At 67.4% G+C, this 18,598-nt stretch carries 18 protein-coding genes; 8 read left to right on the forward strand and 10 right to left on the reverse strand.

The window, feature by feature from the left end; genetic code table 11:
* Nucleotides 1–205 precede the first annotated feature (205 nt).
* The gene (locus tag FHS96_RS15700; protein WP_429593387.1) at nt 206–1,003 is read right to left on the reverse strand and encodes an SDR family NAD(P)-dependent oxidoreductase; all 798 of its coding nucleotides are present in this window, start codon (nt 1,001–1,003) and stop codon (nt 206–208) included.
* A gap of 38 nt (nt 1,004–1,041) precedes the next feature.
* Nucleotides 1,042–3,465 (reverse strand): TonB-dependent receptor, encoded by a 2,424-nt coding sequence (locus FHS96_RS15705; RefSeq protein ID WP_429593389.1) that lies wholly within the window; start codon nt 3,463–3,465, stop codon nt 1,042–1,044.
* A gap of 240 nt (nt 3,466–3,705) precedes the next feature.
* Between FHS96_RS15705 and FHS96_RS15710 the strand changes: the two genes are divergently transcribed.
* The 6 genes from FHS96_RS15710 (at nt 3,706) to FHS96_RS15735 (ending at nt 7,333) form a co-directional block, all read left to right on the forward strand.
* Complete coding sequence (locus FHS96_RS15710; RefSeq protein WP_429593391.1) at nt 3,706–4,176, forward strand: Lrp/AsnC family transcriptional regulator; 471 nt, start codon at nt 3,706–3,708, stop codon at nt 4,174–4,176.
* Nucleotides 4,173–4,649 (forward strand): Lrp/AsnC family transcriptional regulator, encoded by a 477-nt coding sequence (locus tag FHS96_RS15715; protein ID WP_429593394.1) that lies wholly within the window; start codon nt 4,173–4,175, stop codon nt 4,647–4,649. The genes FHS96_RS15710 and FHS96_RS15715 overlap by 4 nt, the downstream gene beginning before the upstream one ends.
* 31 nt (nt 4,650–4,680) lie before the next feature.
* On the forward strand, nt 4,681–4,848 hold the full coding sequence (locus tag FHS96_RS15720) for a hypothetical protein (protein ID WP_429593397.1): 168 nt from the start codon (nt 4,681–4,683) through the stop codon (nt 4,846–4,848).
* An 88-nt stretch (nt 4,849–4,936) separates the two neighbouring features.
* Nucleotides 4,937–5,908, forward strand: coding sequence for a MerR family transcriptional regulator (locus FHS96_RS15725; RefSeq protein WP_429593400.1), 972 nt, complete (start codon nt 4,937–4,939; stop codon nt 5,906–5,908).
* 467 nt (nt 5,909–6,375) lie between these two features.
* Nucleotides 6,376–6,942: a response regulator transcription factor gene (locus tag FHS96_RS15730; RefSeq protein WP_429593403.1), complete on the forward strand. Its 567-nt coding sequence runs from the start codon at nt 6,376–6,378 to the stop codon at nt 6,940–6,942.
* Nucleotides 6,943–7,021: 79 nt separating this feature from the next.
* A complete protein-coding gene (locus FHS96_RS15735) occupies nt 7,022–7,333 on the forward strand; it encodes a DUF4919 domain-containing protein (RefSeq protein ID WP_429593406.1) in 312 nt (103 codons plus the stop codon).
* A 91-nt stretch (nt 7,334–7,424) separates the two neighbouring features.
* Here FHS96_RS15735 and FHS96_RS15740 read toward each other — a convergent pair whose 3' ends face one another.
* The gene (locus FHS96_RS15740) at nt 7,425–8,831 is read right to left on the reverse strand and encodes a glycoside hydrolase family 28 protein (protein ID WP_429593409.1); all 1,407 of its coding nucleotides are present in this window, start codon (nt 8,829–8,831) and stop codon (nt 7,425–7,427) included.
* Nucleotides 8,832–8,934: 103 nt separating this feature from the next.
* Nucleotides 8,935–9,777, reverse strand: coding sequence for a DMT family transporter (locus FHS96_RS15745; protein ID WP_429593412.1), 843 nt, complete (start codon nt 9,775–9,777; stop codon nt 8,935–8,937).
* A 101-nt stretch (nt 9,778–9,878) separates the two neighbouring features.
* On the opposite strand from FHS96_RS15745, the gene FHS96_RS15750 reads away from it, so the two are divergent.
* Nucleotides 9,879–11,282: an aminotransferase-like domain-containing protein gene (locus tag FHS96_RS15750; protein WP_429593415.1), complete on the forward strand. Its 1,404-nt coding sequence runs from the start codon at nt 9,879–9,881 to the stop codon at nt 11,280–11,282.
* 98 nt (nt 11,283–11,380) lie between these two features.
* Nucleotides 11,381–12,055 carry a Crp/Fnr family transcriptional regulator gene (locus FHS96_RS15755; protein WP_429593418.1) on the forward strand — a complete coding sequence of 225 codons (675 nt, stop codon included), beginning with the start codon at nt 11,381–11,383 and terminating at the stop codon, nt 12,053–12,055.
* Here FHS96_RS15755 and FHS96_RS15760 read toward each other — a convergent pair.
* From FHS96_RS15760 to FHS96_RS15785, 6 genes are all read right to left on the reverse strand, one after another.
* Entirely contained in the window at nt 11,989–13,020 is a 1,032-nt protein-coding gene (locus tag FHS96_RS15760) for an alpha/beta hydrolase (RefSeq protein WP_429593421.1), read from the reverse strand. The two genes, FHS96_RS15755 and FHS96_RS15760, sit on opposite strands and share 67 nt — an antisense overlap.
* A 227-nt stretch (nt 13,021–13,247) precedes the next feature.
* Entirely contained in the window at nt 13,248–14,048 is an 801-nt protein-coding gene (locus FHS96_RS15765; RefSeq protein ID WP_429593424.1) for a MipA/OmpV family protein, read from the reverse strand.
* 126 nt (nt 14,049–14,174) lie between these two features.
* On the reverse strand, nt 14,175–15,371 hold the full coding sequence (locus tag FHS96_RS15770; protein ID WP_429593427.1) for a phospholipase A: 1,197 nt from the start codon (nt 15,369–15,371) through the stop codon (nt 14,175–14,177).
* Nucleotides 15,372–15,483: 112 nt separating this feature from the next.
* Nucleotides 15,484–16,647 (reverse strand): alpha-hydroxy-acid oxidizing protein, encoded by a 1,164-nt coding sequence (locus tag FHS96_RS15775; RefSeq protein ID WP_429593430.1) that lies wholly within the window; start codon nt 16,645–16,647, stop codon nt 15,484–15,486.
* Between the two features lie 55 nt (nt 16,648–16,702).
* On the reverse strand, nt 16,703–17,479 hold the full coding sequence (locus FHS96_RS15780; RefSeq protein WP_429593433.1) for a class II aldolase/adducin family protein: 777 nt from the start codon (nt 17,477–17,479) through the stop codon (nt 16,703–16,705).
* A 91-nt stretch (nt 17,480–17,570) separates the two neighbouring features.
* On the reverse strand, nt 17,571–18,566 hold the full coding sequence (locus FHS96_RS15785; RefSeq protein WP_429593436.1) for a LacI family DNA-binding transcriptional regulator: 996 nt from the start codon (nt 18,564–18,566) through the stop codon (nt 17,571–17,573).
* Nucleotides 18,567–18,598 lie beyond the last annotated feature (32 nt).

Raw genomic sequence — 18,598 nt, forward strand, 5'->3', positions numbered from 1 at the left:
AGTCCCGAACCCGGAAAATGGAAGTGGCGATGGGTGCGGTTGCGGTCTGCATCTGCTCACTCCTTTCCTGAGCCGGGTGGACGATCGCGGCGCGCCTAGCCGAAAAGGCGCGGCGAAGCAACGCTTTGCGGCGCGACCGAGGATGAACCTTGGTGCGGTGACGCGCACCCGGCGGTGACGCCCTCGGCTGCGCGTCACCCCAACATCAGGCCGCCACAGTCTCCGGTTCCGGGGCCCAGGCGACGCCGTTGATGTGGCCGCCGCCATCGGCATAGAGCGTGTTGCCGGTGATGTAGCGGCTGTCTTCGCTGGCGAGGAACAGCGCGACCGGTGCGATATCCGTGTCGACGTCGCCGGTGCGGCCCATCGGGTTCATCGCGTCGATCGCCGCGGCATTCTCGGGATAGGTGGCCTTGAAGCGCAGATAGGCGGCGCTGGCGGCGCCGGGGCAGATGATGTTGGCGGTGATGCCATGCCGGGCCCATTCGCGTGCGGCAGAGCGGGTGAGGGTGCGCAGCCCCTCCTTTCCCGCATTGTAATCGGCCGAATAGAGATGCGCGTTGACCCCGTTCAGCGAGCAGATGCTGATGATCCGCCCCCAGCCGGCGCGCGTCATCGCCGGGAAGCAGGCGCGCATCCCCCAGAACGCCGCCTTCACCGACATCGTATAGCTGTGGTCGAACTCATCGTCGGTCTTGTCCTCCAGCCGGCGGATATGGCCGCCGCCCCAGGCATTGTTGACGAGGATGTCGACGCCGCCGAAGTCGCGCTCCGCCAGGTCGACGGCAGCGAGCAACTGCGCCTTGTCGTTGACGTCGGTGCGGATGAAGCGGGCGGTGCCGCCGGCGGCAGTGATCGCATCGGCCGCCGCTTCGCCGGTTTCCGGGTTGAACTCCGCGATCACCAGCTTCGCGCCTTCCTTGGCGAACAAGGTCGCGATCGCGCGCCCGATGCCTTCGCCGCCGCCGGTTACCAGCGCGGTCTTTCCTGCCAGCCTTACCATAGTCTCTCTCCCTCGTTGGTTTGATCAGGATTTTGGGGTCAGTTGCCGAAGCGGTAGCGCAGCGAGAGGCCGTAGGTGCGCGGCTCGCCATAGAGCACGGTGTCGAAGCCGAGCGCGGAGGCGAGCGGATAGCCGCCGACGATATAATCCTCGTTCGCGATGTTGTTGGCGAACAGGCTGATGTCGACGCCGCGCGCCAGCGCGTCGGACCAGTCGAGCCGCGCGTTCCACACGCCATAGGCCGGATAGGTGTCGATCGGCGCGTCGGGGTCCGACGTGTTGACCTTGTCCGTATGGCTATAGTCGCTGGCCAGGGTCACCGTGCCGGCATCGCTCTCGACGATGACGAACTGGCCGTTGATCCCCCACTTCCAGCGCGGCTGAAACGCGATCTGTCGGCCGACCCGGCAGGCGGTGCCGACATCGGTCGCGCATTTGGCATCGAGATAGGAGGCAAAGGCGCCGATCGTCAGCCGGCTCGATGGCTTGAGCGAGACTTCGAGTTCGCCGCCCTTATTGGTCGCCTTGCCGGCATTCTGGACGAGCGAGATGAAGGTACCGTTGGTCAGCACCGGCAGCGAGATCTGGATGCCTTCATATTTGTCGCGGAACAGCGAGATGTTGGTGCGCAGCGGCACGCCGATGTCCCAGTCCGCCTTCAGCCCCACCTCGAAATCGTCGACCGTCTCCTTGTCGAAGGTCGCGAAGTCCGCCGAGGGGGAGGGGAGGTTGAACCCGCCGCTCTTGTAGCCGCGCCGATAGGCGCCATAGGCCAGCACATTGGGCGAGAATTCATATTGCAACGTCACATCATAGGTCGGCGCGCTGAACTTCGCGTTGCCGGCGAGCGGGCATTCGATCAGCCCGTTGGCGGTGTTGATCTGCACGCACGCGCCGGCATCGTCCGTCACCGAAGAGGTCAGATAGCGCTTGTCCCACGTATAACGGAACCCGCCGGAGATCTGGAAGGCATCGGTCACCTGCCATTCGAGATGCGCGAACAGCGCATCGCTCTGGTCGCGGAAATCATTGGCGGTGTTGGTCGCCTGCCCGAACACGACCGAGCGATAGGATTGGTCGATCCCCGGCGTGACCTTCTCATGATAGAAGCCCAGCACATAGCTCAGGCGCGCGTCGAACAGCTTGCCCTGAAGCTGCAATTCCTCGGTGAACTGGTTGACGCCGCGGATATAGGGCGGGCGATCGCCGGTGCCGGGATAGTCGCCGCCGGCATAGTTGAGCCCGCCGGTGATGTCGGTCGCGTCCGCGGTGCGGTTGCGCCGGATCGAGAGGATATTCTTGATGCTGAACGCGTCGCTGAACTCGATCTGGGTGCGGTTGGTGACGCCATAGGCCTTGTTGCGCGTGTAGAGCCGTCGCGGCGTCAGCGCGCGGCGAATGCCGACATCGCGCTGGCGCGCGAGCACCTCTTCGAACTGTTGCGGTGTCAGCCCGGAGAGGCTGAAGCCGCCATTGGCGGCCCCCAGGAACGCCGCCACCGCGCCGCCGAACGGCCCGGTCGGGCATCCCGGCAGCGCCACCGACAGGCAGGCGATCGGCGTCGGCGCGCCGGCGCGCAGCGGCAAGGTAGCGGGAAGGCCGAACCCGGCCTGCAACGCATCCGGCACCGGCAGCACGCCAAGCTGCGCGGCAGGATTGATATCGCGCAGGATCAGACCGCTGCCGCTATTGTCGCGGAAATTATAGTCGACGATCGTAACATTCTCGATCGCGTCGCCCGGCGTGAACAGCAGCGAGACGCGGAACGCATCATGGTTGCGGCTGTCGAGCCGCTGCCCGGTCTCGATCGACCGGGTATAGCCGTCGCGCCGTGACAGCGACCCGGCGAGGCGCAGCGCGAGCAGATCGTCGACCAGCGGCAGGTTGAGGATCGCCTCCACCTCGTGGAAATCATAATTGCCGATGCTCGCCTTGATCGAGCCGCCGAGGTCGAAGGTCGGCCGGTTGGGCTCGAACAGCACTGCCCCGCCGGTGGTGTTACGCCCGAACAAGGTGCCCTGCGCGCCCTTCAGCACCTGCACATTGGCCAGGTCGTAGAACACGCCGGATCCCGCGATCGTCGTCGGCACCTCGGCGAAATAGGTGGCGACGCTGGTGAAGTTGCGGGCGCCGCCACCGACGATGCCGGGCCCCTGGCCGCGGATGTAGAAACCGGCCTCGTCCCGGTTGTTCTGGTAGATGTTGAGCGCCGGCGCGGTCTGGCGCAGCGCTTCGGTGGAGATGATGCCGCGCTCCGCGAGCGTGTCGCCCGACAGGGCGGTGATCGCGACGGGAACGTCCTGTAGCGCCTCTTCGCGCCTGCGCGCGGTGACGACGATGTCATCGAGTCCGCCGGTCGTCACTGTCGTTTCCGGATCCGTCGCCTGCGCTGCAACCGGTATCGGTGCCAGTGCGGCGCAAACGGCCAGCAGCGCGGCGGCCTGCCGCGGATCGATCGTCATATCCCCTCCTCCCGGCTCGTTGGCCGGTTCGCTTGTTGCTCAGGATTGCCGCGAAAACCGGGCTGGCCGGCCTTCTCGGGAAGCGAGCCAAAAGGCTCGCCATGACGCCATCGAATCACGCATTATTATTTTTCAGGCTGAATGCTCTTGCCTGATGCGTATTTCAAGATGCAATTTGATGCGCGAATGATCGGTGTCTATGATGTACGCCGCGTGGGTGCTCGAACGGGAAGGGCAGTGATGATGCAGCAGCCAAGCCATCGCTTCGACGCGCTGGACTGGCAGATCGTGGCGCTGCTGAAGGAGAATGGCCGCGTCACCAATCGTGATATCGCGCGCCAGATCGGGGTGCCGCGCGCGACGGTCGGCGCGCGCATCCAGCGCATGACTGACGCGGGTGCGCTCCGGATCGTCGCAGCGGTGGATTTCGATGCCTATGGCCATGCGGTGCTGCTCGCACTGGCGATCCGCGTGGCCGGCCGCGCGGCGGAAGACGTCGGGCGCGATCTTGCCGAACTGCCGGACGTGTTCGCCGTCCACCTCGTCACCGGTGCGCACCAGGTGGAGGCGCTGATCGCGCTTCAGGCCTTCGAGGATCTTTCGGCGCGGGTCATGCCGCGCCTCGGCGAGATTGCCGGGATAGCGCAGGTGGATGTCTGCATCGCGACCGAGATCGTCTCCTATAATTTCGATGTCGGGATCACCCGATGACCGCGCCCGATCTCGACGAAACCGATCGCCATATCCTCGATCTGCTCGGCGACGACGCCCGGCTGAGCAACCGGGCGCTGGCGCGGCGGCTGGGGCTCGTGGAAGGAACCATTCGTACCCGGGTGAAGCGGCTCACCGAGCGCAGCCTGTTGCGGTTCACGGCGATTACGGATCACCGCCAGCACGGCAGCCCGCGGCTCACCTTCCTGCGCATTCGCACGGACCTCGCCTCAGGCGCCGAAATCGCGCGGGCCGTGTCTGCCCTTCCGGATGTCCGCAGCACCATCATGATGCTGGGTCCGTTCAACATTCTCGCGATCGCATTGTTCGAGGACGAAAATCGTCATGCCGAGGTCGCGATGGCCAGCATCGGCGCGATGCCCGGCGTGCTTGCGGTCGAAAGCGCGGTGGTGATCAAGTCGCTGAAATATAATGAGCGCGTGGCCAAGTTGAATCTGCCGCACGACGGCTGAGCAGCTAATCTATTCCCGCGCCAGCACCCCATTGCCCACCAGCCGCATCAGCGCCGCCGCCGCATCCGCTGGCGCCTCGGCTTTCTACAAGGGGAAGGAGAAGCCGGACCTCAGCGACCAGGCCTTCATCGGCGAGGAACAGTTCGATCTGCCGCTGGCCGGCTTCGCCGAACGGTTCGCGAAAGCGAAGGTGAAGTAAGCCTCTTCCTTTCCTCCCCGACGTTTGGCGCCGGGGAGGAAAAGTGGATGCTTGACCCGGCCCCTGGGGCAGGCCCGATAAGCCTTGCATGAGCCCCCGCAACCTCACCGCCGCGCAGGCCGCGGCGCAGCTTGGCGTGTCTGCCAAGGCGCTCCGGATCTACGAACGGCATGGCCTGATCCGGCCCGGCCGCTCGGCGGCGGGGTGGCGGCTCTATGATGCCGACGCGATGGCGCGGGCGGGGGAGGTGGTCGCGTTGCGGCGACTGGGACTTGGGCTCGCGCGGATCGCGGCGGTGCTGGCGGGCGCGCCAAATGCGCTCGATGCGGCGCTGGCCGCGCAGGCGGCGCGGCTGGGGGCGGAGGCCGGGGCGGTCGATGCCGCGCTGCGCCGACTGCGCGCAGACGATGGCGCGGTGGCCTCCTCCGGAATGGGGTTCGCCTTGCCCTGGCCGTGGGATGGCGAATGTTTCGATCCCGGCACCCCGCCCGCGCTCGGCTTCATCACCGGGCCGCTCGGCAGCGGCAAGACCCGGCTGGCAATGCGACTGGCGGAGGCGCTGCCCGATGCCGCCTTCCTCGGGCTCGATCGCCTCGCCGATCCGGATGCGGCAAGGCGGCTGGCGGCGGATCCGGTGCTCGCCGGCAAGGTCGAGTACGCACTGACCCGGCTGGAAGCGGATGGCGCGCGCCGGTCACCGGCGCTGCGCACGCTCATGGTCGCGCTGGAGGCGGCGGCGCCCGCCGCGCTCGTCGTCGATCTCGTCGAGGAAGGGCTCGATGCCGACACCCAGCGCGCCTTGATCGCGCATCTACGGCGGCGGCCGCAGCCCGCGCGGCGGCTGTGGCTGATGACGCGATCAACCGCCATCCTCAACCTCGCCGAAGTCGGCGCGGATGAGCCCATCCTCTACTGCCCGGCGAACCATGCGCCGCCCTTTCGCGCTGCGGCGTGCTCCGGCGGGCATGGCCATGAAGCCTTGGCCACCTGCCTTGCCGCCCCGGAGGTGCGCATGCGAACTGCGGGCGTCATTGCGGTGCGGCAAGCCTGCATTAGCTGAAAACAGCGACCCTCGGCTCATTCGGGCCGATGCTCGCTGCACTGCACGAAATGCTTATCCGAATCGGTAGCGCAATCATTGCCGATTCGGCTCGGGATCGCGGCAAAGATGGTAGCGATTCGCACCAGCAATATGTTTCTGCGCTGCGATAAGCTCTTTTCGCGTGATTACTCATCCGTTTTCGCGCGCAACTCGTCGTAAATCCATGTCTTAACGTTGCTGGAGCGCGTTTGGATATCCCGCGCTAGTGGACATTAACCTTCTGTCCATGATCGAAGTGCAGCAGGTGAAGATGTGGGGGATTCAGCTCGTGGGAAGGCTGGCCTCTCGCAGCGAGCCGAAGAACTGACCAGAGAGGTTCGACAATGGAGTCAGCGTTTTCGATATCCCTTGTGTTTCGAAATCATATCTTTCGCGAGGGACTACAGCGTCTTTTTACGGAAAACGGGTATCATGTCGTCGCTTCGGTGGACGACCCCCAGCAACTCGGGCGTGGGGCCGGAGAAGCAAATGAGATCGTCGTCGTCGAGGGCATTCTGCTCGAGGGTGACGGCCACGGCGTATTGAGCGGCATTGCCGAGCGGATGGGCGATCCCCGGATCGTCGTCACCGGCCGGGGCTTCAGCCTCGAGCGGATCGCGGCGGTGATGGCGGCGGGCGCCTATGGCTTCGTCGATGCCGACCTCGCCTTTCCGGCGTTTCGCATCCACATCGATCTTGTCGCCAGCGGCGAACGGGTCATCCCCTCCAACCTGATCGACACGCTGTTCACCGTGGCCGACCGGGGAAACAACGACACGCCGCAGTTCGATCTCAACGACCGCGAATGCGATGTGCTCGACGGGCTGGTCATGGGCCTACCCAACAAGGCGATCGCCCGTCGCATCGGGATGAGCGAGCCCTCGGTCAAGCTCGCCGTCAAATCGATCTTCCGCAAACTGGAAGTCCAGAACCGGACCCAGGCTGCGCTGCTCGCCCGCGAAAGCGGCTGGGTAGAAGTTCGCATGAACGGCAACGCTTACCAGCCGCACTGAGACCTGTCCTTGCCGGCCAGGCTTCTATGCGCCACAAGGTCATGCGGGAGCGGGGGCTCGCATGACCGATGGGGGACGAATGAGACGCTCGCTGCTGTTTCCCATGCTGGTGCTGGCCGCCACTGTGGGGCATGCGGAAGATGCCAGGCCTGTTCCGTCCAAACATATTGCCAAGATCATGGAACGCGGCAACGGCCTGTCGCCCGAGACCGCCTACAAGGTCTCCAGCGTCCGCGACGAATATCAGATCATGGCGCAGCTTGGGTTTGAGGTCTCCAGCCAGTCGCTGGTCGTTCAACGCAAGCCCTATGACGTGCTGGAGGGCAAGGATGCCGACGGACAGACTCGCAAGATCTGGTTCGACATCAGCAAATTTTACGGCCGGTTCTAAACCTGCTGCGGCGGGATCACGCTGACGCCGCCTGCGTCGACATTCGCGCTTCGACGAAGGGCAATCATCGGCTGTCGACCGACCCGGCTCCTCAGTTCGGTCGGCCGGATTCCATCCCTAGCCGATAGTCCGCGCCCGCGACCACCGGATCGGGCAGCGGCGGCGGGGTGAGCAAATCCGCGCCCTCCAGCCCGCGGCCGCTGACATTGGCGGTGGCGAGCTTGGCGCCCTCCGCAATCTTCACGTCGATTCGTTGCAGCACCGCGCCGCGAATGTTGGCGAGGCGCATGCCCTTGTCGGCGGTACCGGTCACGTCGCTCAGCACGAAGCCATCGAGCGGCTTGTCGGGGTGGATGTTCACCGCCTCCACCAGCACCGGCACATCCGTTACCCGGATCCGTTCGAAACGGAAGTTGCGCACGGTGGGGATGCCGTCGCGACCGGGCACCGGGAACTGGTCCTGCTTGCCGCTGTCGAGGAAGTTCAGCCGCAGGAAGCCGTTGCCAGCACCCGACACCTCGAGGTCGCGCATCGCGATATCCTCGATGAAGGCGCCGCGGCCCGGCCGGCTCTTGATGTAGACGCTGAACGTATGGGCCTTGAGGAAGCGGCAGCGCTGCACCGTCACGCGGCGGATCCCGCCCGATGTCTCGCTGCCGATGCCGATGCACGCCCAGCGATGGTCGCGGAAGGTGCAGTCGGCGATCGAGACATCCTCGGTCGGCCGCGCGATGCGATTGCCTTCCATCCCGCGCCCCGACTTCAGCGAGATGCAATCGTCGACCGTGTCGAAGTCGCAGCGCTCGATCGCGACGCGGCGGCAGGAATCGACATCGATGCCGTCGGCGCGGCCCTTCACCACCAGGTCGCGGAACAGCGCATCCTCGCAATAGACCGGATGGATCGACCACATGTCGTTCTGCCGGGTGGTGAGTTCGGTGACGCTGAGCCCGGCCACATCGACGAACTCCAGCAGCGCCGGATGGCGCAGCCCGTCGGCGGCGACGCGGCCGGGGATCGCGTCCGACGCGATGATGCTACCCTTGCCGGTCAGGCCGATGTTGCGCGCGCTCCGCGCATGGATCAGCCCGATATGGCCAGGCACCCAGCGCCCCTCCCACCGGATCTCGGTGACCGGATAGTCGGCGAGGTCGGGTGAGCCGAGCAGCGCCGCGCCCGCCTCTATCCGCAGCACGGTGTTGGAGCCGATCTCGAGCGCGCCGGTGAGATAGCGCCCGCCGGCGACCGCCACCGTGCCGCCGCCCAGCACAGCGCAGCGATCGAGCGCACGTTGCAGCGCCATGGTGTCCTTGGTCGTGCCATCGCCCTTCGCGCCGAAGCTGCGCGGATCGAGTTGCACGCCGCTCGTCGGTGCCGCGAAGGGGGCAGGGCGCGCCGGCTTGACCGCGGCACCGGCCGTCGCGGTGGCGGAGACGGCTTTGGGCAGTGCGACGGTGGCCGCTGCGGCGACGAGGATTGTGCGGCGATCGATGCTCATGCCGGGCATTCTCCTGATGCGGTCCGGCGCTGCGGCCGGTCGCGCATGAGCACTGCCGGGTGCGCTGGCGTCAAGCGCAACAAAGATTTTTCAAGGGCTTGGCTCAGGCGAAACGGCGCGCGCCGCCCACGCACGCCAGCAGGCACAGGGCCGCGGCGACGATGGGCCAGCCGATCTGTTCGCCCAGCAGCACTGCGCTGACCGCGAAGCCCATGATCGGCTGGAGCAACTGCAACTGGCCCACGGTGGCGGCACCGCCCAGCGCCAGCCCGCGATACCAGAAGACGAAGCCGATCAGCATCGAGAAGAGCGAGACATAGGCGAGGCCGACCCAGGCGGAAGGGGTGACGTGGGTGAGCGTCGCCGGCCACAGCCACCAGGCGAGCAGCGCCATCGCCGGGGCGGCCAGCAGCAGCGCCCAGCAGATCACCTGCCAGCCGCCCATCCGGCGGGTGAGCACAGCGCCTTCGGCATAGCCGAGCCCGCATAATATGATCGAGGCGAGCATCAGTGCATCGCCGAGCAGCCCGGAACTGGTCGCCGCGCCATTGAACAGCGCATAGCCGATCAGCAGCGCGGCACCGGCGAAGGCGAACAGCCAGAAGCCGATGCGCGGCCGTTCGCCGCCGCGCAATACCGACCAGGTCGCGGTGACGACCGGCAGCAGCCCGGTGAACAGGATCGCGCGCGGCGAGGAGATATGGGTCAGCGCCATCGCCGACAGCAGCGGGAAGGCGAGGACGACGCACAGCGAGACCAAGGCCAGCGACCGAATATCCTCGCGCGCCGGGCGGCAGCGCAGCAGCAGGATCGGCACAGCGCCCGCTGCCGCCGCGATCAGCGCGCGCGCGGCGGTGAGGAAGGCGGGGTCGAACGCCGCCACCGCGGCGCGGGTCGCGGGCATCGAGCCGCTGAACACCAGGACGCCGAGAAGGCCGAGGATCATGCCCCGCCGCTGATCATGTATGTGCTGGTCCATGCGTTGGGCGTTGACAGAGGCAGCGCTCCATGACCACGGACGGATCGGTACAATTCAGGCGAACTGTCATGGCCAACCAGCCGATACACTCCTCCACCAAGGTCGCGCAGATCATGGACCTCGTGCAGCGGCGCATCGACACCCGCCAGCTCACGCCGGGCATGCGCCTGCCCTCGGTTCGGGCGATGGCGGACACCCTGTCGGTCTCCAAATCGACCGTGGTCGACGCCTATGACCGGCTGACGGCGCAGGGGCTGGTGCAGCCGCGCGCGGGATCGGGCTTCTATGTTGCCGCCCCGCTCGCCCCGCTCAACGTCGCCGAGCCGCGGGGCGAAACCGATCCCACCGTCGATCCGCTGTGGATCATGCGGCAGGCGCTGCGCCCGGGTCCGTCCGCCCCGGCGCCGGGCTGCGGCTGGCTGCCGGCGGACTGGATGCCGGACGAGGCGCTGCGCAAGGCGCTGCGATCGCTGGCGCGCGATGGCGACGCGGAGACGCTGTTCCTTTACGGCACGCCGCAGGGCGATGCGCGGCTGCGCGCGGTGATCGCGCGGCGGCTGGGCGATCAGGGCATCGACGCCGCGCCCGATCAGGTGATGCTGGCAGAATCGGGGACGCATGCGATCGACCTCGTCTGCCGCTTCCTGCTCGAACCCGGCGACACGGTGGTGGTCGACGATCCCTGCTATTTCAACTTCCACACCTTGCTGCGCGCGCATCGCGCCAATGTGGTGAGCGTGCCCTACACACCGGCGGGCCCCGATCTCGCCGCCTTCGCCGCTACGCTCGTCGAGCATCGGCCGCGGCTCTACATCACAAACGCAGCGCTCCATAACCCGACCGGCGCCAGCATGTCCGCCCCCGTCGCGCACCGGCTGCTCAAGCTGGCCGAGGCGCATGACCTCGTCATCGTCGAGGATGATATCTTCGCCGATTTCGAGGCAGAGCCCTCGACCCGCCTCGCCGCGTTTGACGGGCTCGATCGGGTAATCAGCATCGGCAGTTTCTCCAAAACGCTATCCGCCGCCATCCGCTGCGGCCATATCGCTGCGCGGCCGGACTGGATCGCGGGGCTGGCGGACCTGCGCCTCGCCACAGGCCTCGGCTCCAACCCGGTGAATGCCGAACTGCTCGCCGCGGTGCTGACCGATGGCAGCTATCGCCGCCATGTCGAGCGGCTGCGCATCCGACTGGCGCGTCGCCGCGAGCCAGTGATCGAGCGGCTGGAGGCCCTCGGCCTCGTGCCGTGGCATCGGCCGCACGCCGGCATGTTCCTGTGGTGCGCGTTGCCGGGCGGCATCGACTCGGCCTGGCTGGCGCGGCGGGCGCTGCGCGATGATGTGGTGCTGGCGCCGGGCAACGCCTTCAGCCACAGCGGCAGCGCGGGCCATTTCCTGCGCTTCAACATCGCGCAGATGGACGATCCCCGCATCGATGCGGTGCTGCGCGCGGCGATCGTCGACGCCGGCTGATCCGGCTTGCCCGTCGCCATGCGCCCGGCGCATGGTTCGATGCAGCCCGGACCATCGACATAAGGCGGCCGGCGTCGCGTAGGAGCAACCGGGCAGGCATGACGATTTCCAGCGCCATAGTGCCCGACGATGATGGCTGGTTCGGCGAATTGCCGGAGGCGGCGCGCGCCTTCTTCCGAGCGCGCGGGCGGCTGAAGACCTATCGCGCGGGCAACCGCGTCTACGCCACCGACGATCCGCCGGACGCGCTCTACCGCGTCGTCGCCGGCGAGGTGCGGCTGGTCAATTATCCGGTGCCGGGGCGCGAACTGCTCAACCTCGTCGCACGCGCGGGCGACTGGTTCGGCGAATTGTCGATCATCGACCGCAAGCCGCGCCCGCATGACGCGATCTGTGCCGGCGCCGTGACCTTGTTCGTGGTGCCGCTGGCGGTGATCGAGGACTATGCGCGCACGGATGCGGCGATCTACGGCCGCATCGCGCTGATCGCCTGCGCGCACCAGCGCGCGGCGCTGGCGTTCATCGCCAACAGCCTGTCGAAAGGCCGCCGCGCGCGGCTCGCCGAACGGCTGCTCGCCTGGCAATGCGATGCCGATGGCACGCTGCACGTCCGCCAGGACGAACTGGCGGCGCAAGTGGGATCGTCGCGGCAAAGGCTGAACGCCATGCTCGCCGAGCTGCGCCGGGCGGGAATCATCGCGACCGCCTATGGCCGGATCGCGGTGCTTGATGCGGCGCGGCTGGCGGCAATGGCGGAAGGGGATGAGGGGTAGGGGGAAGCGGAAGGAGCGGCTGTTCCCACCCCGCTTTGGGGCACCGCGACTGAGGTCCGGCGCCCGCTTCTTCCAGCGCTGTCGGCTGGCAGGAGATATTTCAGGCCGTGCGTGAAGCCGCGCGGTGCGACGGTGACATGATCCTCGTCGTTGAGGACATCGAGTTCGAGATCGAGCGACCGGTATTGGCGTGACCGCAGCGCCCCGGCCATCGCCCGTGCATCCGTGACCATGTCGGCCGATGTGGAAAAGCGCGGGTCGCCCGCTCGCCTGCCTTCATATTCGCCGACATAGATGAAGACGCGCGCGGGCAGATCGTCATGGTCGGCGGCATAAGCGCGTTCCCGCCGCGCCATATGGTGGCGATCGTACCACAAGGATGGGCTGCCGAGGATGTAGCCGGCGAACAGGCCGGGATCGCTCAGCAGGATCTGCGTGCCGAGCAGCGCGCCATAGGAATGGCCGAGGAAAAGGCGGCGGTTCTCGTCGGTGCGATAGCGCTGCGCCACGAACGGCAACACCCGATCGCGGATATAGGCCTGATAGGCGGCGCCCTCGCCGTGAACCGCGTCCGCCGGTGCGCCATCCGGACCGACCGGCGTGGGCGTATAATCCCGCCGCCGGCTCTGCATGCCGCCTTCGCCCTTCGCGTAGGAGAGCCCGACGAGGATGAATTCCTCGACCGTCGGCTTCTCGACGTTGAGACGCCGGGCGATCTGCTTGATCAGCGGGAAAGCATAATCGGCATCCGTTACATAGAGCACCGGATAGCGGCGCTGCGGTTCCGCGCCATAGGATGGCGGCAGCGCCACGAAGACCTGGTAGTCGCGCCCCGACACGGCGTCGGGGACGTCCCAAACCGCGCTGTCGGTGACCTCATAGGGCAGGCCACCGCCCCGCTGCGCCTGCAATGCGGGCCGTGCCGCAGCGGCCGGCTGCCCGGTGGTGATCTTATCGCACGCCATCAGTGCGACGCCCGCCAGACCGAGCGTGAAAATATGCCTTATCAACGAATTGCGCCCCCGCCTGCCCGAACCGAGCCGGCTTATGGGCGGCCGCCCCGGATCGCGTCGAGGGCATGGCGCAAGGCATCGGCCGGGGCTGCCGCATCCGCGGCACGGCTCGACGCTTCCCCTCGCCCGCGGGGCTTGGCGGCCGGGAACGACCCCGACCGACGCCGCGGCCTTTGGCCCTAAGAGCCGAGGCGATAGGACAGGGAGAGGAAGCCGGTGGGCTGCGTTTTCCTCACCACGAGAGGGCTGTCGTCGACCGCGCCGAGCAGCGTGGTGATGCCGCCACTGGCGGTCAGGTTGAGGCGGGCGTTGAGGCGATAATTGACGCTCAATCCGGCTGAGATGTCCTTGAAGCCGCTGTCGGCACGGAACTGCGGCAAGCCGGACGCGAGCGCCTCTTCCGGGCGGATGCCGAAGTAGCGGTCATTGTGGCGGCGATCCGCCCATGTCGTCGCAACGGACGGGATGATCAGCGTGCGCGCCGAGACCGGGATCGGGTAGGACAGGCTGGCATCGGCGATGAAGCCGCGGGTGCTGCCGGCAAACCCCTTGATACCGCCCACCGTCGCGACCACGCCGCCCGCCTTGAGGCTGGCGAACAGCCGGCTCCCCGCGCCGAAGCTCACGCGGCCGACACCGTCCGGCACGTCGCGCCGGCGATAGCCGGGCATCAGCGCAACGCCGCCGCCGATCGTCAGCATGTCCGTATCGACCACGTTGATGCCGACGCCGTTGCGCAGATTGGCGTAGAACGGGCCGGAGACGATATCGATCGCAGGCAAGGGAAGCACACGATACTCATCCGAACCCTGATAGGTGGGGGTGATCGCAGCGCCGATGCCGATGATCACGCGGTCCTTGCTTGGCCGCGGCGGAGCGTCAGCCGCGGTGTCGCCTTGCTGCGCATGAGCGGGGCAGGCGAGCAGCAGCCCGGCCAGCGCGGCCGTCATGCCGCCGCACAAGGGATTGAAACGCGTCAATTTGCTTTCCTCGACATTGCCCTGGCGCGCCTCATACTCCGGCAAACCGGTGCGACCACAGCGTAAAAATGCAGGTTGATGCAGGCTCGGGTCGGCCAGCCATCGGCAGTCCGGCACGAGCCGCTGCTAGCGGACAAGCGCCACGCCGACGCGGATGCGCGTCGTGCGCTTGTCATAGTCGAGCAGATTTTCGCCATAGCCGAAAAAGGTCTGGCCGAAGAGGTAAAAGTCCGGCCCGCCGCCGACGATGCGGCGGAGCGGGTAGGAGATGTCGGCCGTGACAGCGCCCTTGCCGCTTCCGAAATTGAGCCGGCTGGTGGTGGAGAGGCGCACCCCGTCGGCATCGCCGATCTCCACGAACAGGCTGCTGTTGCCGCGATAGCGCCGGATGTCGGGATTGTCGGAAAGGCTGCCGGCATAGAGCCAGACGCGCGGCGCAACGGTCAGCCGGCGATCGCCGCCCAGCGAGAAGGCGGCCATCGGCGCGACGTAAACCGTGTTGACGCTGCGTGAGGCGAGCCCGGCCCGGCCGTTGGATTCGTGGCGCGCGCCGATCTGGGCGCTGAGCGTCGCGACGTTGCGGCCGGCAACCGGCGGCGACAGGTAGAAGATTTCCGGCTGATAATCGATGTTTCGGAAAGGCAGCGAGTCCGCCCCCAGATCCCAGAACATCCGTTGCGTGTAGGCGAAATAGAGGCCGTCGCGCAGCGATGCGTGGCGGTCCTCGCGCGCCTGGCTGCCGAACAGCTGATATTTGAAACTGAACTGGATGCGTGCCTCGGTGTTGGTGCCGGGGCCGTAGACCGCATAGATCGGCTCATAGGCCGAAAGATTGCCGACGAAGGCGTTGCCGACGGTGCGATCCGCCGCCGGCGGCGTCGGCAATGGGGATGACGCGTTCGCTTGCCGCTGCGGCTCGGCGACCGCGGGCGCCGGTCCGTCCGGCGCCAGCGCCACCTCCTGCACGCTCCAGCCCGGCACGGAAAGCCGGCCGCCCTCGCCCGCAGCCTCCGCCAGCCGATAGCGCACGGGCACAAAGCCCTGCGGCGGAATCGTGATCGAGGTCGTCGCCTGTGTTGCGCGCTCGATCCAGACCGAGCGGGTGCCGTCGGCGCTCTCCAGCCGTGCTTCCATTCGCACGGGCAGCGCGATCGTCTGAGGGGTTGCACCGCTGTTGAGCAGGCGGACATCGATGAGCACATGGCCAGCGGCATCGCGCTGATCGGCGCGGCTGAGCAGGATCTCCACCTCCGCCCCGGCCCATGCGGGAGTGGCGATGACGGCGACCGCGATGGCGGCGACGGCGGGGAACGGGCGAATCATGCGAACGGATGCTGACCATTGTCGAAGGGGATCACGGTGCGCGTGATACGCCTCGCAGCGTCATTGACAAGGAAGGCGCCGCGCGCGGCGCTTTCCGGTCAGCGCATCCTGGTCAGGCGAGGCGCTCGGCCCCGGCGGCGCGCAGCGCAGCGATGCTCGGGAAGCCGTCGACCGCCATCAGCAAGTCCGCCTCGGCTAGCAGCGATCGCAGCACATGCGCTGCGCCCTCGGCCCCACCCAGCGCCAGCCCGTAGCAATAGGGACGGCCGACGCCGACCGCGGCCGCGCCCAGCGCCAGCGCCTTGGCGACGTCGCTGCCCGATCGAATGCCGGAGTCGAACAGCACCGGCGTGTCGCCCGCCGCCGCCACGACGCGTGGCAGCAGGTCGATCGCGGCGATGCCGCCATTGGCCTGGCGTCCGCCATGGTTTGAGCAATATATTGCATCGGCGCCCTCATCGATCGCGCGGCGGGCGTCATCGGGGTGGCAGATGCCCTTGAGGATGATCGGCAGGCTGGTCAGCGATCGCAGCCAGGGCATGTCGGCCCAGGTCAGCACGCGCCCGAAGGTGGCGGCCCACGCCATCACCGCGGCACGCATATCCTCCTCGGGCGGCCGCGCCAGCATCGCGCGGAAGCGGGGATCGGACGTGTAGTTCGCCAGCACGGCCCCGCGCAGTTGCGGGAAGTTGGCGGCGTTCAGGTCACGCGGCCGCCAGCCGGTCACCCAGGTGTCGAGCGTGACGACGATCGCCTTGTAGCCCGCGGCCTCGGCGCGGTGGACGAGGCTGGCGGCCAGTTCGGGGTCTTTCGGCGTATAGAGCTGGAACAGACCCGGCGTATCGCCCATCGCCGCCGCGACATCCTCCAGCGGATCGTTGGAGAGAGTAGAGGCAGTGAAGGGCACCCCGGTGACCGCCGCCGCGCGCGCGGCAGCAAGATCGCCATGGCCATCCTGCGTGCACAGCCCGGTGACGCCGATCGGCGCCATGAACAGCGGGCTTGGCAGCTTCATGCCGAGCAGGTCGATGGAAAGGTCGCGCGTCGTGCAATCGACCATCATCCGCGGGACGATGCCCCAATGATCGAACGCCTCGACATTGGCACGCTGCGTCCGCTCATCGCCGCAGCCGCCCTGGACATAGTTGAGCACCGACGGCGCCATCGCCGCCTCCGCGCGCGCTTCCAATGTGGCAGCGTCGACGGGATATTTGGGCAGCACGCCCTGCAGGCCGGCGAGGTAGATTTCCAGCTGATAATCGCCGAATTGGGGCATGGGTGGCTCTCCTTTTAGCCCCTCCCCTGAAGGGGAGGGGCTTAGATCCCCTACCTCAATCCCGAAACCCCGGATCGATCCGATCCAGCTTGCGCAGCAGCGCCGGCCACGCCAGTCGATCCGGCACCACCGTCATCGCCTCGCCCGAGGTCTGCGCCTCGACCTTCTCGGCAACGCCCTGGTTGGGGTTGTTGAGCCCGTCGCGCCCCACCGTCAGCATCATCACCTGCGCCTCGCAGGCGCGTTCGAGGAAGTACATGCGCAGGAAGGCCTGCGCGACCGTCGCGCCCACCGTCAGCGTGCCATGGTTGCGCAGGATCATCGTGTGGCGATCGCCAAGATCGGCGACCAGCCGCTCGCGCTCGTCGAGCTCGGTCGCGATGCCTTCGAAATCATGATAGGCGACGTCGTGGACCGCGATCATCGCGGTCTGGGTGTGCGGCAGCAGCCCCATCGCCATCGCCGATACCGCCTGGCCGTGCGGGGTGTGGAGGTGGAGCACCGCGGTCGCATCCTCGCGCGCGGCGTGGATGGCCGAATGGATCACGAAGCCGGCGCGATTGACCGGTGCTGGCGTGTCCATCACCTTGTTGCCCTCGATGTCGATCTTCACCAGCGACGAGGCCGTAATCTCCTCGAACATCATGTTGTACGGGTTGATCAGGAAATGATGCTCCGGCCCCGGCACGCGGGCGGAAAGATGGGTGAAGATCAGATCGTCCCACCCGTAATGCGCGACCAGCCGATAGGCCGCGGCCAGATCGACGCGCAGCGCCCATTCCTCCGCCGATACGGTGTCGCGCACGTGCGTGGGCTTCAGCGCGGTTGCCATGTCTCGATCCTTTCCCGGTGTCTCGTTGTGCGCCGAGCATCGCACGGACCGCCGGCAAAGAATGTCCCGGGCGGGACAATTGGGCGTTTCGCTAGATCCGCCGCACCGTCGCGCGTTCGACGAGGCCGGTATCCACCGTCACCGTCCGCCTTGTGCCGGTGCCGCGTTCGATCTTGCGGACCAGCGCCTCGACCGCCTCGTTCGCCATCGATTGCAGCGGCAGGTCGATCGTGGTCAGCGGCGGGGTGGTGAGTTCGGACCAGGGGATGTCGTCGAACCCCACCACCGAAAGATCGTCGGGCGCGCGGCGGCCGGTGGCGGCGAGGTGGCGCAGCACGCCGACGGCGATCACGTCCGCCCCCGCGAACACCGCGGTCAGCCCGGACGTGTCGAGCGCGGCGGCGACGGCGGGTTCGAGGTCGATCGAGAAGGCGTTGTGGGTGAAGAAGGCAAGCTCGCCCTCCGCCTCCACCAGCACGCGCGCTGCCTCGCAGCGCTGGCGCATCGAGAGGATGTCGTCCGGGCCGGAGATGATGCCGATGCGGCGATGGCCGGCATCGAGCAGGTGGCGCGCGGCGAGGCGGCCGCCCTCGCTGCAATTGGCGACGACGCCGTCGAACCCGGGCAGGCTGCGATCGATGACGATCGTCGGAATGCCCTCGAGCGCGCCGCCGGAACTGTCGTGGTCGCGCACCGGGAACCAGATCACCCCGTCGACGCCGCGATCGGCGAGCATCGCCAGCGCCGCGCCCTCCAGCGCCTCGTCGCCCTCGGTGTCGGTCACGAACACGCCATAGCCATGGCTCCGCGCGGTCTGGATCACCGACTGGGCGAGGCTGGGGAAGAAGGGGTTGGTGAGATCGGGCACGACGAGGCCGAGCGTGCCGGATCGGCCGATCTTCATCGCCCGCGCCGCTGCGTTCTGGCGATAGCCGATGCGCCGCGCGACCTCGAGGATATGCTCGCGCGTCTTCTCGCCGACCGACCCGGTGCCGTTCAGCGCATAGGAGGCGCTGGCAACCGAGACGCCGGCCTCGCTCGCCAATTCCTTCAGCGTCGGACGTTTGGTCGCCTTCTTCTGCTCCACCCTCGGCCTTCCTTCCGCTGCCGCCTACCGGA

It is taken from the genome of Sphingomonas zeicaulis (genome assembly GCF_050433225.1).
Taxonomy (GTDB): Bacteria; Pseudomonadota; Alphaproteobacteria; order Sphingomonadales; family Sphingomonadaceae; genus Sphingomonas_D; species Sphingomonas_D zeicaulis.

Coding starts and splice junctions, on each gene's coding strand:
- FHS96_RS15725 (WP_429593400.1), top strand. CDS start 4,937: ATGAGCCCCCGCAACCTCACCGCCGCGCAGGCCGCGGCGCAGCTTGGC.
- FHS96_RS15710 (WP_429593391.1), top strand. CDS start 3,706: ATGATGCAGCAGCCAAGCCATCGCTTCGACGCGCTGGACTGGCAGATC.
- FHS96_RS15780 (WP_429593433.1), bottom strand. CDS start 17,479: ATGGCAACCGCGCTGAAGCCCACGCACGTGCGCGACACCGTATCGGCG.
- FHS96_RS15760 (WP_429593421.1), bottom strand. CDS start 13,020: ATGGCGTGCGATAAGATCACCACCGGGCAGCCGGCCGCTGCGGCACGG.
- FHS96_RS15735 (WP_429593406.1), top strand. CDS start 7,022: ATGAGACGCTCGCTGCTGTTTCCCATGCTGGTGCTGGCCGCCACTGTG.
- FHS96_RS15705 (WP_429593389.1), bottom strand. CDS start 3,465: ATGACGATCGATCCGCGGCAGGCCGCCGCGCTGCTGGCCGTTTGCGCC.
- FHS96_RS15750 (WP_429593415.1), top strand. CDS start 9,879: ATGGCCAACCAGCCGATACACTCCTCCACCAAGGTCGCGCAGATCATG.
- FHS96_RS15715 (WP_429593394.1), top strand. CDS start 4,173: ATGACCGCGCCCGATCTCGACGAAACCGATCGCCATATCCTCGATCTG.
- FHS96_RS15755 (WP_429593418.1), top strand. CDS start 11,381: ATGACGATTTCCAGCGCCATAGTGCCCGACGATGATGGCTGGTTCGGC.
- FHS96_RS15745 (WP_429593412.1), bottom strand. CDS start 9,777: ATGATCCTCGGCCTTCTCGGCGTCCTGGTGTTCAGCGGCTCGATGCCC.
- FHS96_RS15740 (WP_429593409.1), bottom strand. CDS start 8,831: ATGAGCATCGATCGCCGCACAATCCTCGTCGCCGCAGCGGCCACCGTC.
- FHS96_RS15770 (WP_429593427.1), bottom strand. CDS start 15,371: ATGATTCGCCCGTTCCCCGCCGTCGCCGCCATCGCGGTCGCCGTCATC.
- FHS96_RS15700 (WP_429593387.1), bottom strand. CDS start 1,003: ATGGTAAGGCTGGCAGGAAAGACCGCGCTGGTAACCGGCGGCGGCGAA.
- FHS96_RS15775 (WP_429593430.1), bottom strand. CDS start 16,647: ATGCCCCAATTCGGCGATTATCAGCTGGAAATCTACCTCGCCGGCCTG.